15 protein-coding genes are annotated in these 15466 nt (G+C 64.7%); 4 read left to right on the forward strand and 11 right to left on the reverse strand.

Translation table 11 applies throughout. From position 1 onward, the window contains the following. Positions 1 to 68 precede the first annotated feature (68 nt). Positions 69 to 536, forward strand: a complete 468-nt coding sequence (locus tag QU596_RS05795) for a universal stress protein (protein WP_308517706.1) — start codon at positions 69 to 71, stop codon at positions 534 to 536. Here QU596_RS05795 and QU596_RS05800 read toward each other — a convergent pair. The 3 genes from QU596_RS05800 to QU596_RS05810 are packed head-to-tail and all read right to left on the reverse strand — an operon-like array spanning position 533 to position 2062. Beyond that, a complete protein-coding gene (locus tag QU596_RS05800) occupies positions 533 to 1012 on the reverse strand; it encodes a GAF domain-containing protein (RefSeq protein ID WP_308517707.1) in 480 nt (159 codons plus the stop codon). The two genes, QU596_RS05795 and QU596_RS05800, sit on opposite strands and share 4 nt — an antisense overlap. Further along, entirely contained in the window at positions 1012 to 1422 is a 411-nt protein-coding gene (arfB, locus tag QU596_RS05805) for an alternative ribosome rescue aminoacyl-tRNA hydrolase ArfB (RefSeq protein WP_308517708.1), read from the reverse strand. The genes QU596_RS05800 and arfB overlap by 1 nt, the downstream gene beginning before the upstream one ends. After that, the gene (locus QU596_RS05810) at positions 1412 to 2062 is read right to left on the reverse strand and encodes an RluA family pseudouridine synthase (RefSeq protein ID WP_308517709.1); all 651 of its coding nucleotides are present in this window, start codon (positions 2060 to 2062) and stop codon (positions 1412 to 1414) included. Before QU596_RS05810 ends, arfB begins: the two co-directional genes overlap by 11 nt. Before the next feature lie 165 nt (positions 2063 to 2227). Between QU596_RS05810 and ctrA the strand changes: the two genes are divergently transcribed. Further along, positions 2228 to 2941, forward strand: coding sequence for a response regulator transcription factor CtrA (gene ctrA, locus QU596_RS05815; protein ID WP_308517710.1), 714 nt, complete (start codon positions 2228 to 2230; stop codon positions 2939 to 2941). Positions 2942 to 2993: 52 nt separating this feature from the next. Here the strand turns inward: ctrA and QU596_RS05820 are convergent, their stop codons facing one another. From QU596_RS05820 to QU596_RS05830, 3 genes are all read right to left on the reverse strand, one after another. Continuing rightward, on the reverse strand, positions 2994 to 3410 hold the full coding sequence (locus QU596_RS05820) for a hypothetical protein (RefSeq protein WP_308517711.1): 417 nt from the start codon (positions 3408 to 3410) through the stop codon (positions 2994 to 2996). 69 nt (positions 3411 to 3479) lie between these two features. Then, positions 3480 to 4289, reverse strand: a complete 810-nt coding sequence (locus QU596_RS05825; RefSeq protein WP_308517712.1) for an arginyltransferase — start codon at positions 4287 to 4289, stop codon at positions 3480 to 3482. 121 nt (positions 4290 to 4410) lie between these two features. Beyond that, positions 4411 to 5628 (reverse strand): threonine ammonia-lyase, encoded by a 1218-nt coding sequence (locus QU596_RS05830; protein WP_308517713.1) that lies wholly within the window; start codon positions 5626 to 5628, stop codon positions 4411 to 4413. A gap of 51 nt (positions 5629 to 5679) precedes the next feature. On the opposite strand from QU596_RS05830, the gene QU596_RS05835 reads away from it, so the two are divergent. Then, positions 5680 to 7326, forward strand: coding sequence for an amidohydrolase (locus QU596_RS05835; protein ID WP_308517715.1), 1647 nt, complete (start codon positions 5680 to 5682; stop codon positions 7324 to 7326). On the opposite strand, the gene QU596_RS05840 is transcribed toward QU596_RS05835, so the two are convergent. Genes QU596_RS05840 through QU596_RS05860 form a run of 5 tightly spaced genes read right to left on the reverse strand, consistent with a single transcriptional unit; the run spans position 7295 to position 14845 of the window. Next, a complete protein-coding gene (locus tag QU596_RS05840) occupies positions 7295 to 9280 on the reverse strand; it encodes a protein-disulfide reductase DsbD family protein (protein WP_308517716.1) in 1986 nt (661 codons plus the stop codon). The genes QU596_RS05835 and QU596_RS05840 overlap by 32 nt on opposite strands. Positions 9281 to 9308: 28 nt before the next feature. Continuing rightward, complete coding sequence (gene metH, locus QU596_RS05845) at positions 9309 to 11939, reverse strand: methionine synthase (protein WP_308517717.1); 2631 nt, start codon at positions 11937 to 11939, stop codon at positions 9309 to 9311. A 4-nt stretch (positions 11940 to 11943) separates the two neighbouring features. Continuing rightward, positions 11944 to 12990 (reverse strand): homocysteine S-methyltransferase family protein, encoded by a 1047-nt coding sequence (locus QU596_RS05850; RefSeq protein ID WP_308517718.1) that lies wholly within the window; start codon positions 12988 to 12990, stop codon positions 11944 to 11946. Further along, positions 12987 to 13889, reverse strand: coding sequence for a methylenetetrahydrofolate reductase [NAD(P)H] (gene metF, locus QU596_RS05855; protein WP_308517719.1), 903 nt, complete (start codon positions 13887 to 13889; stop codon positions 12987 to 12989). Before metF ends, QU596_RS05850 begins: the two co-directional genes overlap by 4 nt. Further along, positions 13886 to 14845: an ArsR/SmtB family transcription factor gene (locus QU596_RS05860; protein ID WP_308517720.1), complete on the reverse strand. Its 960-nt coding sequence runs from the start codon at positions 14843 to 14845 to the stop codon at positions 13886 to 13888. The genes metF and QU596_RS05860 overlap by 4 nt, the downstream gene beginning before the upstream one ends. A 171-nt stretch (positions 14846 to 15016) precedes the next feature. Between QU596_RS05860 and QU596_RS05865 the strand changes: the two genes are divergently transcribed. Beyond that, complete coding sequence (locus tag QU596_RS05865; RefSeq protein WP_308517721.1) at positions 15017 to 15256, forward strand: hypothetical protein; 240 nt, start codon at positions 15017 to 15019, stop codon at positions 15254 to 15256. Positions 15257 to 15466: the final 210 nt, after the last annotated feature.

Below are 15466 nucleotides of genomic sequence, written 5' to 3' on the forward strand. Positions count from 1 at the left end.
AAGTCTGCGCAGAATGTCTAGTCGGCCGCTTGCACTTTGCGAGGGTTTGCCGCAGCACTCCTGTCCACATGGGGGACAGCCAGCGCACCTACCTGGTCGTGGTCGACGACAGCGCGGAATCGCGCGTCGCCTTGCGCTTCGCTGCGCGCCGCGCAGCTAAGACGGACGGCCGTATCGAGGTGCTGGGCGTCGTGGAGCCGCAGGACTTTGTCCAGTTCGGCGGCGTGCAGGCGGCGATGGAGGAAGAACAGCGCCTACGTATCGAGGGCGTGGTGAGCTCGGCGATCGGCGAGATCCTCGACGAAAGTGGTATTTCCGCCAACATCATCATCCGCCAGGGCGAAGTGGTGAAGAGCGTTCGCGATTATGTCGCGGGCCGCGACGAGATCGCTGCGCTGGTGCTTGGCGCTGCGCCGAGCGGGTCCCCGGGGCCGCTGGTGGTGAATTTCGCGGGCAACGATGCTGGCCAGCTGCCCTGCCCGCTGATGGTCATCCCCGGCTCGCTGACCGACGAGCGGCTGGAGCAGCTGAGCTAAAGCACCCGCGACAGGATCTCGCCGAGGCGTTCGCAGCCGGCGCGATCTTCCTCGTCGAAGCGGCCGGTCACCGGGCTGTCGATGTCGAGCACGCCGATCAGTTCGCCATCGTTGACGAGTGGCACGACGATCTCGCTGTTCGAGGCGCTGTCGCAGGCGATGTGGCCGGGGAAGGCGTGGACGTCATCAACCAGCTGCGTTTCGCGGGTCGCCGCCGCGGTCCCGCAGACGCCGCTGCCGAAGGGGATGCGGATGCAGGCCGCGCGGCCTTGGAACGGCCCGAGCACCAGCTCGCCGTCGACGTTGCGGTAAAAGCCCGTCCAGTTCACGTCGGGCAGCGTCTCGTAAATTAGCGCGGCGGCGTTTGCCATGTTGGCGACCGCGTCCGTCTCGCCCGAGATCAGACCCTCCAGGGCCGAAGCGAGGTCTCGGTATAGCGTCAGCTTGTCCTCCGCCATGATGCGATGGTCGAACATCAGTCGAAACTCACCTTTCCGCGGCCCTGCTTGACGGCGCTGCGCTGCTTTTTCCTGTCGACGCGCTGGGCCTTGGCCGCCCGGCTGGGCTTGGTCGGCTTGCGCTTCGCCTGCACCATATGGGCGGCCGCGATCATCTCTGCCAGACGGCGCCGCGCGTCGGTGCGATTGGCGTCCTGGGTGCGGAAGCGCCGCGCGGTGATCAGCAGCTCGCCGCCGCTCGTCACCTTGCTCCCCGCGATGTTGCGCAGCCGCTGATAGACATTGGGATGCAGCCCGAGCTTGAACAGGTCGACGCGGAGCTGCACCGCGGTCGCGACCTTGTTGACGTTCTGGCCGCCCGGCCCCGTGGCGGCGAGGAAGCTTTCGCTGAGCGCGTCCTCGGGCAGGATGACGTCCTCAGGCCGCATCGGCCCACTCGCCGAAATAGTCGGGCAGCGGCGCGGTGACGTCGATCGTGTCCTTACGGTCGCGCGGAACGACGAGCCGCGAGGCGTGGAGCAGCATCGGCCCGCCGGGCACGCCATACACGCGGTCGCCGACAATGCCGCGTCCGAACGCCTCGCGCGCGTGCACGCGTATCTGGTGCGTCCGGCCCGTCAGCGGCTGAAACTCGACCAGCGTGCGGCCATCGCGCACGGCCAACCGGCGCCAACGAGTGACCGCCTCCTGCCCTTTTTCGTCCGCGACCATCTTCCAACCGGCCAGCTCGCTCGAGACCTTCGCGAGCGAAGCGTCGATCGTGCCGCTTTCCTCTGCGACCTCCGCAGCGATGACGGCGAGATAATATTTTTCGACCGTGCGCCCCTCGAACGCCTGCTGAAACTGCGCGCGCCCGCGGGCTGTGCGCGCGAAGAGGAGGCAGCCGCTGGTGTCGGTATCGAGCCGGTGCATCGCGGTCGGCGGCCGCTGGAAGCCGCATTTCAACTCATCGATCCGCGCCGCGATGGACTCCCCGCCCCGGCGCGGCGCGTCGACGGGAAGGCCCGCGGGCTTGTCGAGCACCAGCGCTTCGGCGTCGATGAGGAGGATGCGGTCGGCAAGGTCCATCGCGCCCCTCTGGACGAGTTTGTGACTCCTTTGCAACGAATCCAAGGAATCCAGCGCGTTACACAATATTAACCTTTTCCCTTCAGACCCCGAATGGTTAATGGACGCTTCAAGGCTCTTAAGGGCGATTTACGTTTGCCCGGCGCCTGAATCGGGGGGATCAAAATGCGGGTTTTGCTGATCGAGGACGAGCCGACCACGGCGAAGAGCATCGAGTTGATGCTCGGCGCGGAAGGCTTCAACGTCTACACCACCGATCTCGGGGAAGAAGGCCTCGATCTCGGCAAGCTGTATGATTACGACATCATCTGTCTGGACCTGAACCTGCCCGACATGCACGGCTATGACGTGCTCAAGAAATTGCGCACCGCGAAGGTGTCGACGCCGGTCCTGATCCTTTCGGGCATCGGTGAAATGGACAGCAAGGTTCGCGCGCTCGGCTTCGGTGCCGACGACTATGTGACCAAGCCGTTCCACCGCGACGAGCTGGTCGCTCGCATTCACGCTATTGTCCGCCGCTCCAAGGGTCACAGCCAGTCGGTTATCCGCACGGGTAAGCTCGCCGTGAACCTCGACGCCAAGACGGTCGAAGTCGACGGCAGCCGCGTGCACCTGACCGGCAAGGAATATGCGATGCTGGAGCTGCTTTCGCTCCGCAAGGGCACGACGCTGACCAAGGAAATGTTCCTGAACCACCTGTATGGCGGGATGGACGAGCCGGAACTCAAAATCATCGACGTCTTCATCTGCAAGCTGCGCAAGAAGCTCAGCCTTGCCTGTGGCGGCGCCAATTACATCGAGACTGTCTGGGGCCGCGGCTACGTGCTTCGTGACGCCGACGACGTCGAGGACAGCCAGCCGGTGGCGGCTGTCGCCTGACACTTACGCACGGGGGTGGCGAGAAAGGCGGGGCCGCGAGGCTCCGCCTTTTTTACTTTATCGACCGAACTTCGTGTTTTGGGGCAAGCACGGCGGAAGCGCTGTAAATGCCATCGCGATCCGCTGGCAGTTCGCTTGCGTGCAGAAATTGAACCTGCAGCCCGATGCTCGGCTCGCGGTAGACATGACGCATGGGTGAGTTTGGATTTCCTCCGCCGATCGCCCCGCTCCAAGAATCGGAGTCTGCGGCGTTCGTGATCTGCTTGGAGAGAACTCCGAAAAAATCAAAACCGTGATCCAAAGCTGTTCGAGCCGCCAACTTCAGCGCTCGATGTTTGACGACGGCTTCCGAACCGCCGATTTCAGACGTCGTAATAAGCGCCGAATTGGAAGAGATCATCTTCGTCGACGTGGCGGTAGTGCAGCCGGCGAGAACGGCGGCGGAAATCAGAAGAACTGGACGGAGCATCTGAGCCTCCCATTCCGAGCGGACCCGTCCATATCGCATCCGGACGGCAACCGAAACTCGGCGGGCTGTCTACGCGTCGACGAGTATCTGCCGGGGGCGGCGGTTCGGAAGCGACAACGAGACCTTTGCAGTCTTATCGCCTTCGGACTGATCCATTCGCCGCCAGCCATCGCGGCCCAGGCGTTCGAGCGGACGGAAGCCCGTCTTGTAGGCCATCCGACCCGAGCCTTCGACCCAATAGCCAAGATAGACGTACGGCAGGTTCGCACGTGCGGCGCGGATGATGTGGTCGAGGATGATGAAGGTGCCGAGGCCCTTGCGGGCGTCCGGGCCGACATCGAAGAAGCTGTAAATCATCGACAGGCCATCGCTCTGCTGGTCGCTGAGGCAGGCGCCGACCAGGCGACCCGGCTTTCCGTCCACGGATGGTTCGCGATATTCGATAATGTAGGTCCGAACCGGCGTCTGCTCGACCATGTCGGCGAAATCGCTCTCGTCCATTTCCGCCATGCCGCCGCCGGGATGGCGGGCAGCGAGATATTTCCGCAGCAGAGAATATTGCTCGTCCGTAGTCCACGGCTTGCAGGCGGTGACCTCGAGGTCCTGATTGCGCCTTAGCAGCTTGCGCTGGGTCGCGGTCGCCTCGAATTCCGACGCAAGGACGCGGACGGAAACGCAGGCCGAGCAATCGATGCAACTGGGCCGATAGGCCACCGACTGGCTGCGGCGGAAACCAATTCGCCCAAGCGCTTCATTGAGTTCGTTGGCGTGCCGCCCGCTCAGTTCCGTAAACACTTTCCGCTCGACCTTGCCCGGAAGATACGGGCACGGCGACGGGTTCGTTACGAAGAACTTTGGGAAGCGGAACGGTGCGCTCACCCGGGCGACCTCACTCAAAGGGTTACGAACATCTTTATGCGGCGGGTTAACGCGGTTGAAAAGAGTTTGGCTCCGTCATTTTCGACAGACGAAAGGCCATGTCCCGTGAGGGGACACAAAGTCAGTCGAGACGGGCGCGTTCGACCCTGAAGCCAGCGGCTTCCAGCCGGCGCACGACGTCGTCGATCGACTCCGGATCGCGCGCCTCGCACTCGACCTCGATCATCGTGTCCTTCGCCGGCAGGCTGGTGAAAATGCGGCTGTGATTGATTTCCAGCACATTGACGCCGGCTTCGTAAACCTTGGCAGTGATCGCGGCGAGCGCGCCGGGCTGGTCGTGTGCCGCGATTTGCAGGCGGGCGATCCGGCCATTGCGCACAAGGTCACGGACGAGAACGTTGGCGAGCAGATGCGTGTCGATGTTACCGCCGCACAATAATGTTGCGACCTTCTTCCCCTTGAAGCGATCGGGATCGGCGATCATCGCCGCCAAGCCGGCCGCGCCGGCGCCTTCAACCACGGTCTTTTCGATCCCTACGAGCATCGCGACCGCGCGTTCGAGATCGCGTTCTGAAACCAGCGCGACATCGTCGGCATAATCCTTCAGGATCTGCGACGTCAGCGCGCCCGGCTGCTTCACCGCAATGCCCTCCGCCAGCGTGTCGCCGCCCAGCGGCAAATGGCAGTCCTGGATCGCGCATTTCATCGACGGATAAAGCTCGGCCTCAACGCCGATCAGTTCGATGTCCGGCTTGATCGCACGCGCGGCGATGGCGATCCCCGACATCAGCCCGCCGCCACCGATCGGCACGACAATGGTGTCCAGGTCCGGCGCGGCTTCGAGCATCTCGAGGGCGGTCGTCCCTGCACCCGCGATGATCTGCGGATCGTCGAATGGGTGAACGAAGACATAGCCTTTCTCGAGCGCCAGCTCGCGCGCCTTGGCATAGGCGTCGTCGAACATGTCGCCATGCAGTACGACCGTCGCGCCATGGCCGGCGGTCTGCGTGACTTTCACCGATGGCGTTGGCGCGGGCATCACGATCGTGGCCGGAATGCCGAGGCGCCTGGCGTGATAAGCGACGGCCTGCGCGTGGTTGCCCGCCGACGCCGCGATGACGCCGCGCGCGCGCTCGTCGTCGGTCAGCTGCAGCAACTTGTTGAGCGCGCCGCGCTCCTTGTAGGCCGCGGTGAACTGCAGGTTCTCGAACTTCAGCCACACCTCGGCGCCGATGATCTCGGAAAGAGTCCGGCTGACCTGCATCGGCGTGCGGACAACCGAGCCTTCGATGCGCTTTGCGGCGGCGCGAATGTCGTCAATCGTCGGCGGGACTTGCATCGCTGCGCGGCCTAGCGGTTCCCTTGGGACGCGACAATGCTAAGCAGCGGCATGCGCATCATGCTCTTCGCGCTCAGCGCGCTCCTCGCTTCGACCGCCGCCAACGCGGATACGCTTTTCACCAATGCCAACGGCATCACAGTCGACGACCAGAGCCGGATCCAGCATTTCACCGGCCTGCTGATCGGCGACGATGGCAAGGTTGTGAGGTTGCTTAACGGCTCTGCAACCGCGCCGCGAAATGGGAAGGTCGTCGATCTGGGCGGCCGCACGGTCCTGCCGGGGCTGATCGATGCGCATGGCCACGTGACCGACCTAGGCTTCACCGCGCTGCGCCTGAACCTGACGGGCACGAAATCGCTGGCGGAATTACAGCAGCGGTTGCGCGATTATGCGGCGGCGCATCCTGACCTCAAGTGGATCAGCGGCTTCGGCTGGAACCAGGAACAATGGGCCGACAAACGCTTCCCGACATCGGCCGACCTGGATGCCGCGGTCGGCGATCGGCCGGTCACGCTGGAGCGCGTCGATGGGCACGCCGTCGTCGCCAACGGCGCGGCGTTGCGCGCAGCGGGCGTGACGGCCGCGACGCCGGTTCCGGCCGGCGGCGAATTTCATGACGGACTGTTTGTCGACAATGCGCGCAGCCTGATCGACAAGGCGGTACCCCGGCCGACCACGGCGCAACTCGACGAGGCCCTGCAGAAATCGCAGGAAATTTTGCTCGGCTACGGCGTGACCGGCGTCGGCAGCATGAGCACGTCGGTTGACGACTGGAACGCCTTCAACCGGGCCGGACGCAGCGGGCGGCTCAATGTGCGGCTGATGAGCTATCTGTCGGGAACTGAGTCGATGGCCGCCGTGCCGCACCCGACCAATTGGTTGTTCGGCGATCGCCTTCGCGCGGTCGGCATCAAGCTGTTCGCCGATGGCGCACTCGGATCACGCGGCGCGTGGCTCAAGCAGCCTTATGCCGACAAGCCGGATACGCGCGGACTGCAGTTCCATTCGGACGCGGAAATGCTGGCGCTGGCGACGAAAGCCGCGGACGCCGGTTTCCAGCTTGCGACGCACGCAATTGGCGACGCGGCCAACGCGCAGATCATCACCGTCTATGAGCAGTTGTCGAAGCGTTATGGCGCAAACCGTCGCTGGCGGATCGAGCACTTCCAGATTGTCGATCCCGCGGACATCCCGCGATTGGCGCCGGCGGGAATCATCGCCTCGATGCAGCCGACGCACCAGACCAGCGACCGGCTAATGGCCGAAGCGCGGATGGGGCCGAACAGGCTCGGCGGCTCTTATGCATGGCATACGGTGCTGAAGAGTGGCGCACGGCTGGCATTCGGGTCGGACTTGCCGGTCGAATCGCCCAATCCCTTTCCCGGCCTGTCCGCCGCGATCAGCCGACAGGATGTCGAGGGGCAGCCGCCAGGCGGCTGGCGTCCCCAGGAACGCCTGACTCTTGGTCAGGCGCTTCACGCCTTTACCCGCGGCGCGGCCTACGCCGGCTTTGCCGAAGCGAAAATTGGCGCGCTGGAGCCGGGCAAATACGCCGACTTCATCGTCGTGGACCGCGATCCGACCAAAATCGATGCGCAGGTATTGGCCAAGACGGAAGTGTTGGAAACCTGGGTCGGCGGCAAGAAGGTCTGGAGTCGGGCGCCTAGCGCTTCGCGGCCTGAGCGCGGCCAGTGAGCATCGACGGCGTCAGCACCTGCGGAAGCTCCTCGGGAGGCTTTCCGGGCGCGTACCACAGGTAATAGGGCACACCGGCTCTGCCACGCGTCTCGAGGAAGCGCGTGATCGCCGGATCGCCGTTGGTCCAGTCGCCTTCCAGCACCGTGACCCCGGCGCGCTTGAAGGCGTCGCGGACTTCCGCCCGGTCGATGGCCGCGGCTTCATTCACCTTGCAGGTCAGGCACCAGTCGGCGGTGAAGTAAACGAAGACCGGTTTGCCCTGCTGCGCCAGCGCAGCGACGCGGACTTCGCTCCACTTCTCCGCGCTACCTGCCCGCTCAGCCTGGGCTTCGACAGGGATCGTGTTCGCAGCGACGGCCGACGCGGCAACCAGTCCCACGATTGCAGCGATGGCGGGCAAGCCTGTCGCAACGCCACGGCGTTGGCGGCGACCGATCCAGATGAGCAGCGCGATCAGGGCAATGGCGCTGAGCGCTCCTAATGCCAGCGCCTTCGGACCGCCGAGGCGGTAGACCAGCCACAACGCCGCAATCGCACTCGCGACCATAGGGACGGCGAGTAAGCGCTTCAGGCGATCCATCCATGGTCCGGGTTTCGGCAGCTTGGTGCGAAGCGCTGGAACGAAGGCGACCGCCACGAAGGGCAGTGCCAATCCAAGGCCGAGCGCGGCAAAGACGGCGAGAGATCCGGCTGGTGGCAGAAGCAAGGCGGTGCCCAGTGCGGCGCCGAGGAACGGACCTGCGCAGGGCGTGGCCACGAATGCAGCCAGCACGCCGGTACCGAAGCTGCCCGCGGGTTGCGCGCGGCCGCCGAGGACGGGCAATTCGAACAGGCCGAGCAGGTTGGCGGTGATCACGACCGCAAGGAGCATTAGCAACATGATCGTGCGCGGATCTTGAAGCTGGAAAGCCCAGCCCGCCTGGGCTCCAGCAGCCCGGATGATCAGCAATACCGCGCCGAGGGCGCCGGTGCCGATCACCGCGCCGGCCGCATAGCTCAGCGCGTCCGATCGGGCCTCGCGTTGCGAACCGCCGGCGCGGGACAGGTGCAGCGCCTTGAGGGCCAGGATTGGGAAGACGCAGGGCATGAGGTTGAGGAGGATGCCGCCCGCCAGCGCACCAAGGACGGCCCAAAAAATGGCCTGCGCACCTAACGCCCCTCCGCCGATCACCTCTCCGCCGGAGGGCACTGGTCCCTGCACTGCTCGGAATTCCAGTCCGCGACCGTCCTTGAGCGCCAGCACGCCCTCGAAAGTGTGCGGCGACGCCTTGGTCGTCAGCTCGGCGACGACCCAGTCGCCGCTGCGGCGGAATTGCTGCGGCGCTTCATAGTCGAACACGTCGTCGGTGATCGGGAACAGGTAGGGCTCGGCGACGGCGACGCTCGCCGGTAGCGGTATCGCGACGCGCAGGCGGTTGCCCTGCACGGCGAAATGCGCCGGTGTCGCGAGCGGCTGCGGAAGCGCCTGGCGCCATGCGTCGAACTGCGCGCGGTTGGGCGTGCCCTGCCCGACCGGCACGTCGAGCGAGAGTTCGCCGCGCTCCGGGACGCAGATCTTGTCCGTGCAGGCGAGCCAGGTCGCGGCGGCGCGCACCGGGATCGTGCCGGTCGCGTTCGCGGGCACCTTGAGGCGGACGAGCACTGCATAGTCCCGCTCAAATACGTAGTTCATGAGCCCAGCAACGGTGAGGCGCGTCGGCACCGGGTAGCTCAGTGGCCCGGCCGAAAAGCCTGGCGGCAGCCGCCAGTCGACCGTCATCGGCAGGCCGGCATCGCCGGGGTTCCGCCAATAACCGTGCCAGCCGCGCTCCGGCCGCATGTGGATGGCGAGCTCCACTTCGCCGCCTGGCGGAGCGGCGCCCTCGGCGACCAGCTGCGGCACGATGTGCTGAGCGCCAGCAGCAGCCGGTGCCAGCAGCAGACAGAGCAAAAGCAAGAGCCGACGGATCACGTTGCCGCCGCTAGTGCGAGTCGCAGGCCTAGTCGAGATTCGGCCGTAGCCAACGCTCGGCCTGCTCGACCGAGACCTCGCGGCGGGCGGCATAGTCTTCGAGCTGGTCGCGGCCGATACGGGCGACACCGAAATACTGGCTGTCGCGGTGGCCGAAGTAGAAGCCGGACACGGCCGAGGTTGGCAGCATTGCGAAATTCTCGGTCAGCGAGACCTCGCCCGGCGCACCGCCGAGCATCTCGAACAGAATCGGCTTCAGGCTATGGTCAGGGCAGGCCGGATAGCCGGGCGCCGGGCGGATGCCGACGTAATTCTCGCGGATCAGCTGGGCGTTGGAGAGATGCTCCTCCGCATAGCCCCAGAGGCGGTTACGGACGGTCGCATGCAGCGTCTCGGCAAAGCTTTCTGCCAGGCGGTCGGCGAGCGCCTTGAGCAGGATGTCGTCATAATCGTCGACCGTCTGCTTGAAGCGTTCGATGTGCGGCTCGAGCCCGTGGATGCCGAGCGCAAAGCCGCCGATCCAATCCTCACCATCGGGATTGATGAAGTCGGCGAGACAAAGGTTCGGGCGGCCCTCGCGCTTCTTCACCTGCTGGCGGAGCATCGGGACGCGCGTCCAGTCGTTTCCGGCGAGCACGAGGATGTCGTCGCCGTCGCGCCTGCAGCGCCACAGGCCGACGGTGGCTTTTGGCGTGATCCAGCGCTCGGCGATGATCTGGTCGAGCATCGCGTTCGCGTCGGCAAACAGGCTGCGCGCGCTCTCTCCGACGATCGGGTCGTCGAGAATTGCGGGATAGGTGCCGGCCAGCTCCCACGCGCGGAAGAAAGGCGTCCAGTCGATCGAGGCGCGTAGGTCGGCGAGCGGCCAGTCACCGAACTGATGCAGGCCGGGATAGTGCGGCGCGGGCGCCTGCCCTTCCGGATCGAACGGAAACGGGTTGGCGCGCGCGTCGACCAAGCTAGCGAGCTCGCTCTGCCCGCTGCGCTCGCGCGACTTGCGGAGCTTGTCGTAATCGTCCGCCGTCGCGGCGATCAGCGGCTCGCGCTGCGTGTCCGATACCAGCGAGGACGCCACACCAACGGCGCGGCTGGCATCGAGGACATGGATCACCGCGCCTTCATAGGCCGGATCGATCCGCAGCGCCGTATGGGCCTTGCTGGTCGTCGCACCACCGATCAAGAGCGGCGTCTTCAGCCCCAGCCGCTGCATCTCGCCCGCGACCGTCACCATTTCGTCCAGCGAGGGCGTGATCAGCCCGGACAGGCCGATCATGTCGGCGTTGTTGTCGTTCGCCGCCTGCAGGATGTCCTGCCAGGGCACCATGACGCCGAGGTCGATGACCTCGAAGCCGTTGCACTGCAGCACGACGCCGACGATGTTCTTGCCGATGTCGTGAACGTCGCCCTTCACGGTGGCCATTACGATCCGGCCCTTGCCCTGCGTCGCCCCGGACTTTTCCTTTTCCGCCTCGATGAACGGGATGAGGTGGGCGACCGCACGTTTCATCACGCGCGCGGACTTAACCACCTGCGGAAGGAACATCTTGCCCGTGCCGAACAGGTCGCCGACGACGTTCATGCCGTCCATCAGGGGGCCTTCGATGACCTCGATCGTGCGCCCCCCGTCGTTGGCAACCTGCTGGCGCGCTTCCTCGGTGTCGTCGACGATGTGCGCGTCGATGCCCTTGACCAGCGCGTAAGACAGACGCTCGCCGACCGGCAGCGAGCGCCATTCGGCAGCAGCTTTCTCGGCTGCGGCGTCGGTGCCCTTGTAGCGTTCGGCCAGCGCGATCAGCCGCTCGGTCGAGTCCTCGCGACGGTCTAGGATCACGTCCTCGCAGGCTTCGCGCAGCTCTGGATCGATCTGATCGTAGACATCCAGCTGGCCGGCGTTGACGATGCCCATGTCCATGCCGGCTGGGATGGCGTGATAGAGGAACACGCTGTGCATCGCGCGGCGCACGGGCTCGTTCCCGCGGAACGAGAAGCTGAGGTTCGACAGGCCGCCGGAAATGTGTGCGCCCGGACAACGTTGGCGGATTTCTTTCGCCGCTTCGATGAAGTCGATCGCGTAGCGGCGATGCTCGTCAATGCCGGTGGCGACCGCGAATACGTTCGGGTCGAAGATGATGTCGTTGGCGTCGGTGCCGTTGGCGACGAGCAGCTTGTACGCCCGCTCGCAGATTTCGACCTTGCGCGCCGCCGTGTCGGCCTGGCCGACTTCGTCGAAAGCCATGACGACCACCGCCGCACCATAAGCGCGGCACTTGGCGGCGAGTTCGAGGAATGGCCCCTCGCCCTCCTTCATGCTGATCGAATTGACGATCGGCTTGCCCGACACACACTTGAGGCCGGCTTCGATGACGCTCCACTTGGAGCTGTCGATCATCACCGGCACGCGGGCAATATCCGGCTCGGCGGCGATGCGCTTGAGGAAGACAGTCATCGCCTGCTCGCTGTCGAGCAAAGCCTCGTCGACGTTGACGTCGATGATCTGCGCGCCGTTCTCGACCTGGTCGCGCGCAACCTCGACGGCCGCGTCATAATCGCCGGCCATGACGAGTTTCTTGAAGCGCGCCGACCCCGTGACGTTGCAGCGCTCGCCGATATTCACAAAGCGCGCGCCGGCGCCGGCCTCATTCACGTCAGTCGTTTCCATTTTGTCAGGCGGCAATCAGCATCGGCTCGAGCCCGGCAAGCAGGGTGCCGGGGCGAGGTGCCGGGACGGCGCGCGGCGTGCAATCGCGCACCGCCCCGGCAATTGCGGCGATGTGCAGGGGAGTCGTCCCGCAACAGCCGCCAACTACGTTCACCAAACCGCTGGTCCCCCATTCGCGGACCTGCGCCGCCGTCTGTTCGGCGGCCTCGTCATATTCGCCTAGTTCGTTGGGCAGACCGGCGTTGGGATAGGCCATCACCAGCGTGTCCGCCTGCGCGGCCAACGCTGCCAGATGCGGCCGCAGCTGCGCCGCGCCGAACGAGCAATTGAGCCCGATCGTTACCGGCTTGGCGTGACGGACCGAAGCCCAGAAAGCTTCCACCGTGTGGCCGGACAGGTTGCGGCCGGAAAGATCCGTCAGCGTCATGGAGATCATCAGCGGCAGCTCGCGGCCAAGCGCCTGTTCGGCTTCCAGCGTCGCCATGATCGCCGCCTTGGCGTTCAGCGTGTCGAAGATGGTCTCGATCAGGATGAAATCGACGCCCCCCTCGACTAGCGCGTCGATCTGCTCGCGGTAGACGGCCTTGACCTGATCGAAGTCGACCTCGCGGAAGCCGGGATCGTTGACGTCCGGCGAGAGTGAGAGGGTCTTGTTGGTCGGACCGAGCGCGCCGGCGACCCAGCGGACTTTTCCGTCCTTCGCCGAATAGGCGTCGGCGACACCGCGCATGATCCTCGCGGATGCGCGATTGATCTCTCCGACGAGCGCTTCGGCGCCGTAGTCGGCCTGGCTGATCGAGTTGGCGTTGAAGGTGTTGGTCGCCAAGATCTCCGCGCCCGCATCGGCGAAGCTCTCGCAGATCGATCGCACCACGTCCGGCTTGGTAATGTTGAGCAGGTCGTTGTTGCCGCGCTGGTCCTTCAGCAGGTCCAGGCCGCCACAATAATCGTTGGTCTGCAGCTTACGGTTCTGGATCGACGTGCCGTAGGCTCCATCCTTGATGATGATGCGCTTGGCCGCTTCGGCGCGCAGGGATTGGGAAGCACTCATGATTTCGCCCTTGCGCCCAGCAGGTGGCAGATGGCGTAGCTGAGCTCTGCCCGGTTGAGCGTGTAGAAGTGGAAAGTTCGTTCACCGCCAGCGTACAGCTGGCCGCACAGTTCGGCCGCGACGGTGGCGGCGATCAGCTGGCGCGCCGCCGGGAGATCGTCAAGGCCTTCGAACAGGTCGTCGAGCCATTTGGGAATTGCAGCGCCGCAACTCGCTGCGAAGCGGCGCGTCGTGGCGACGTTCGATACCGGCAGGATGCCGGGCACGATCTCGACATCAATGCCCGCCGCTGCCGCGTCATCGCGGAAGCGGAAAAAGCAATCGGCGGAAAAGAAGAACTGCGTGATCGCCCGATCCGCCCCGGCGTCGACCTTGCGCTTCAGATTTTCGAGATCGAACTGCCGCGTCGACGAATCTGGATGGCACTCCGGATAGGCCGCGACGGAGATGTCGAATGGCGCCACCTCCTTCAGGCCGCGGACCAGCTCCACCGCATCGCGATAGCCACCGGGATGTGGCTGATATTTCGATCCCGGCTCCGTAGGGTCGCCGCGCAGCGCCACGATGTGACGGACCCCGGCGTCCCAGTAGCTGCGTGCGACCTCGTCCACTTCCTCACGGGTCGCGCCCACGCAGGTGAGGTGAGCGGCAGGCGTCAGCGACGTCTCCTTGAGGATACGTTCGACAGTCGCGTGCGTCCGTTCGCGCGTGGAGCCGCCGGCACCGTAAGTGACCGAAACAAAGCGCGGCTGCAGTGGCTCGAGAGTCTTGATCGACTCCCAGAGCGTCTGCTCCATCTTCTCCGTCTTCGGCGGAAAGAATTCGAAGCTCACCTGAACGTCGCCGCGGGCTTCCGCGAATAGCGGCAGATGCCGCCCGAGCGATTCGAGCGCATTCATGCGGCCCTCCGCTCTTTCTCGGCAGCCTTCACGCCTCGCCAGATGGTGACCGTGAGCTCGCCGCCTTCCAGATGGCGGACCTGATCGACCTCGAGTCCGGCCGCCGCGAACCAGCCGTTCATGACGTCTTCCTCGAAGCCGAGGCGGATGTGGGCATCGCGCTCGCGCAATTCCTCGCGCTCGTGCGCTGCGAAATCGACGACCAGCAATGTACCGCCGGGCGCAAGTACGCGCGCCGCCTCAGCGACCGCCTTTGCAGGCGAATGAGCATAATGGAGTACCTGATGGATGATGATATTGTCCGCCGTCTGATCGGCGAGCGGCAATGCGTACATGTCGCCCTGACGGAGGCTGGATGCGATACCGGCCGCCTCAAGCTTCACACGGGCGAGGCGCAGCATTTCCGACGAACGGTCGATGCCGATCGCCTGCGATGCGCGCGGACCGAATAGCTCGATCATGCGACCCGTGCCGGTACCGACGTCGACCAGCCGCCCGAGCGGGCGCTTGCCCAAGGCGCCGTCAATCGCCTGCTCGACCTCGCTCTCGGCAGCGTGAAGCGAGCGGATCTGATCCCAGATCTCGGCATGACCCGAGAAGTAGCGGTTGGCGGCCTCGGCGCGCTCGGCACGAATGCCTTCCGTCCGCGCTGCATCGGTAGCAAACCAGCGCGCTGTGTCCTCATCCGCCCACTGATCGATCAGCGCGAAGAGAGGAGCCACACGCTCAGCGTCTCCGAGCGTCAGGAAAACCCAGCTGCCTTCCTTGCGGCGATCGAGAACTTCGGCATCTGCCAGAATCTTGAGATGTCGCGAAACGCGCGGCTGACTTTGGCCCAGGATCTGCGCCAACTCTCCGACCGACAATTCCATTTGCCGTAACAAAGCGAGAATGCGCAGCCGCGTTGGGTCGGCAAGCGCCTGAAATCGGTCAGCAAGGGGCAAAGCGCCGGTCACGAGTTAAGGATATAAAGATATCTTTATATGGTCAATTCATTGCATGAATTTATACCCTTGTGCGGGAGTAGAGATTACCGCTAATGCCGAAGGTCTGGCCTGAAGCGACTCGCGTCCGACGGCCGGGTTGGATGCCCACCCCCACGGGCATTTTTGAGGGAGTGAAAGACCATGAAGAAGGTTGCCATCGTGACCGCCGCCGTTTGCGCCCTCGCGCTCGGTGCGTGCAGCAAGAAAGAAGAAGCCAACACGGCCGCCAACGAGACCGCAGTCGAGAACACCGCTTCGACCGACGTCAACGTTGCCGCCAACGACGTGACCGCGAATGCGGACGCGGCGCTGAACGCCGACGTCAATGCCATCGACAATTCGACGGCCAACGACGTCGCGAACGCGACCGAGAACAAGTAAGCTTCTCGCTTACCGCTCGATTAGAGAAAGGGCCGTTCCTTCGGGAGCGGCCCTTTTTTTGTGCTCGGACAAAGTGGTACTTGGCCGGAGTGAGAAGATTGATTGCCTGCTTCCTGTTGCTCGCGGCCTGCCGGGACGACCGTCCGCCAGCGCCCACCACGGAGGAGAGCGCGCAGCTGAACTCGGCCGAGGACATGCTGAACGACATGG

It is taken from the genome of Sphingomonas flavescens (genome assembly GCF_030866745.1).
In the GTDB taxonomy this organism is placed as follows: Bacteria; Pseudomonadota; Alphaproteobacteria; order Sphingomonadales; family Sphingomonadaceae; genus Sphingomicrobium; species Sphingomicrobium flavescens.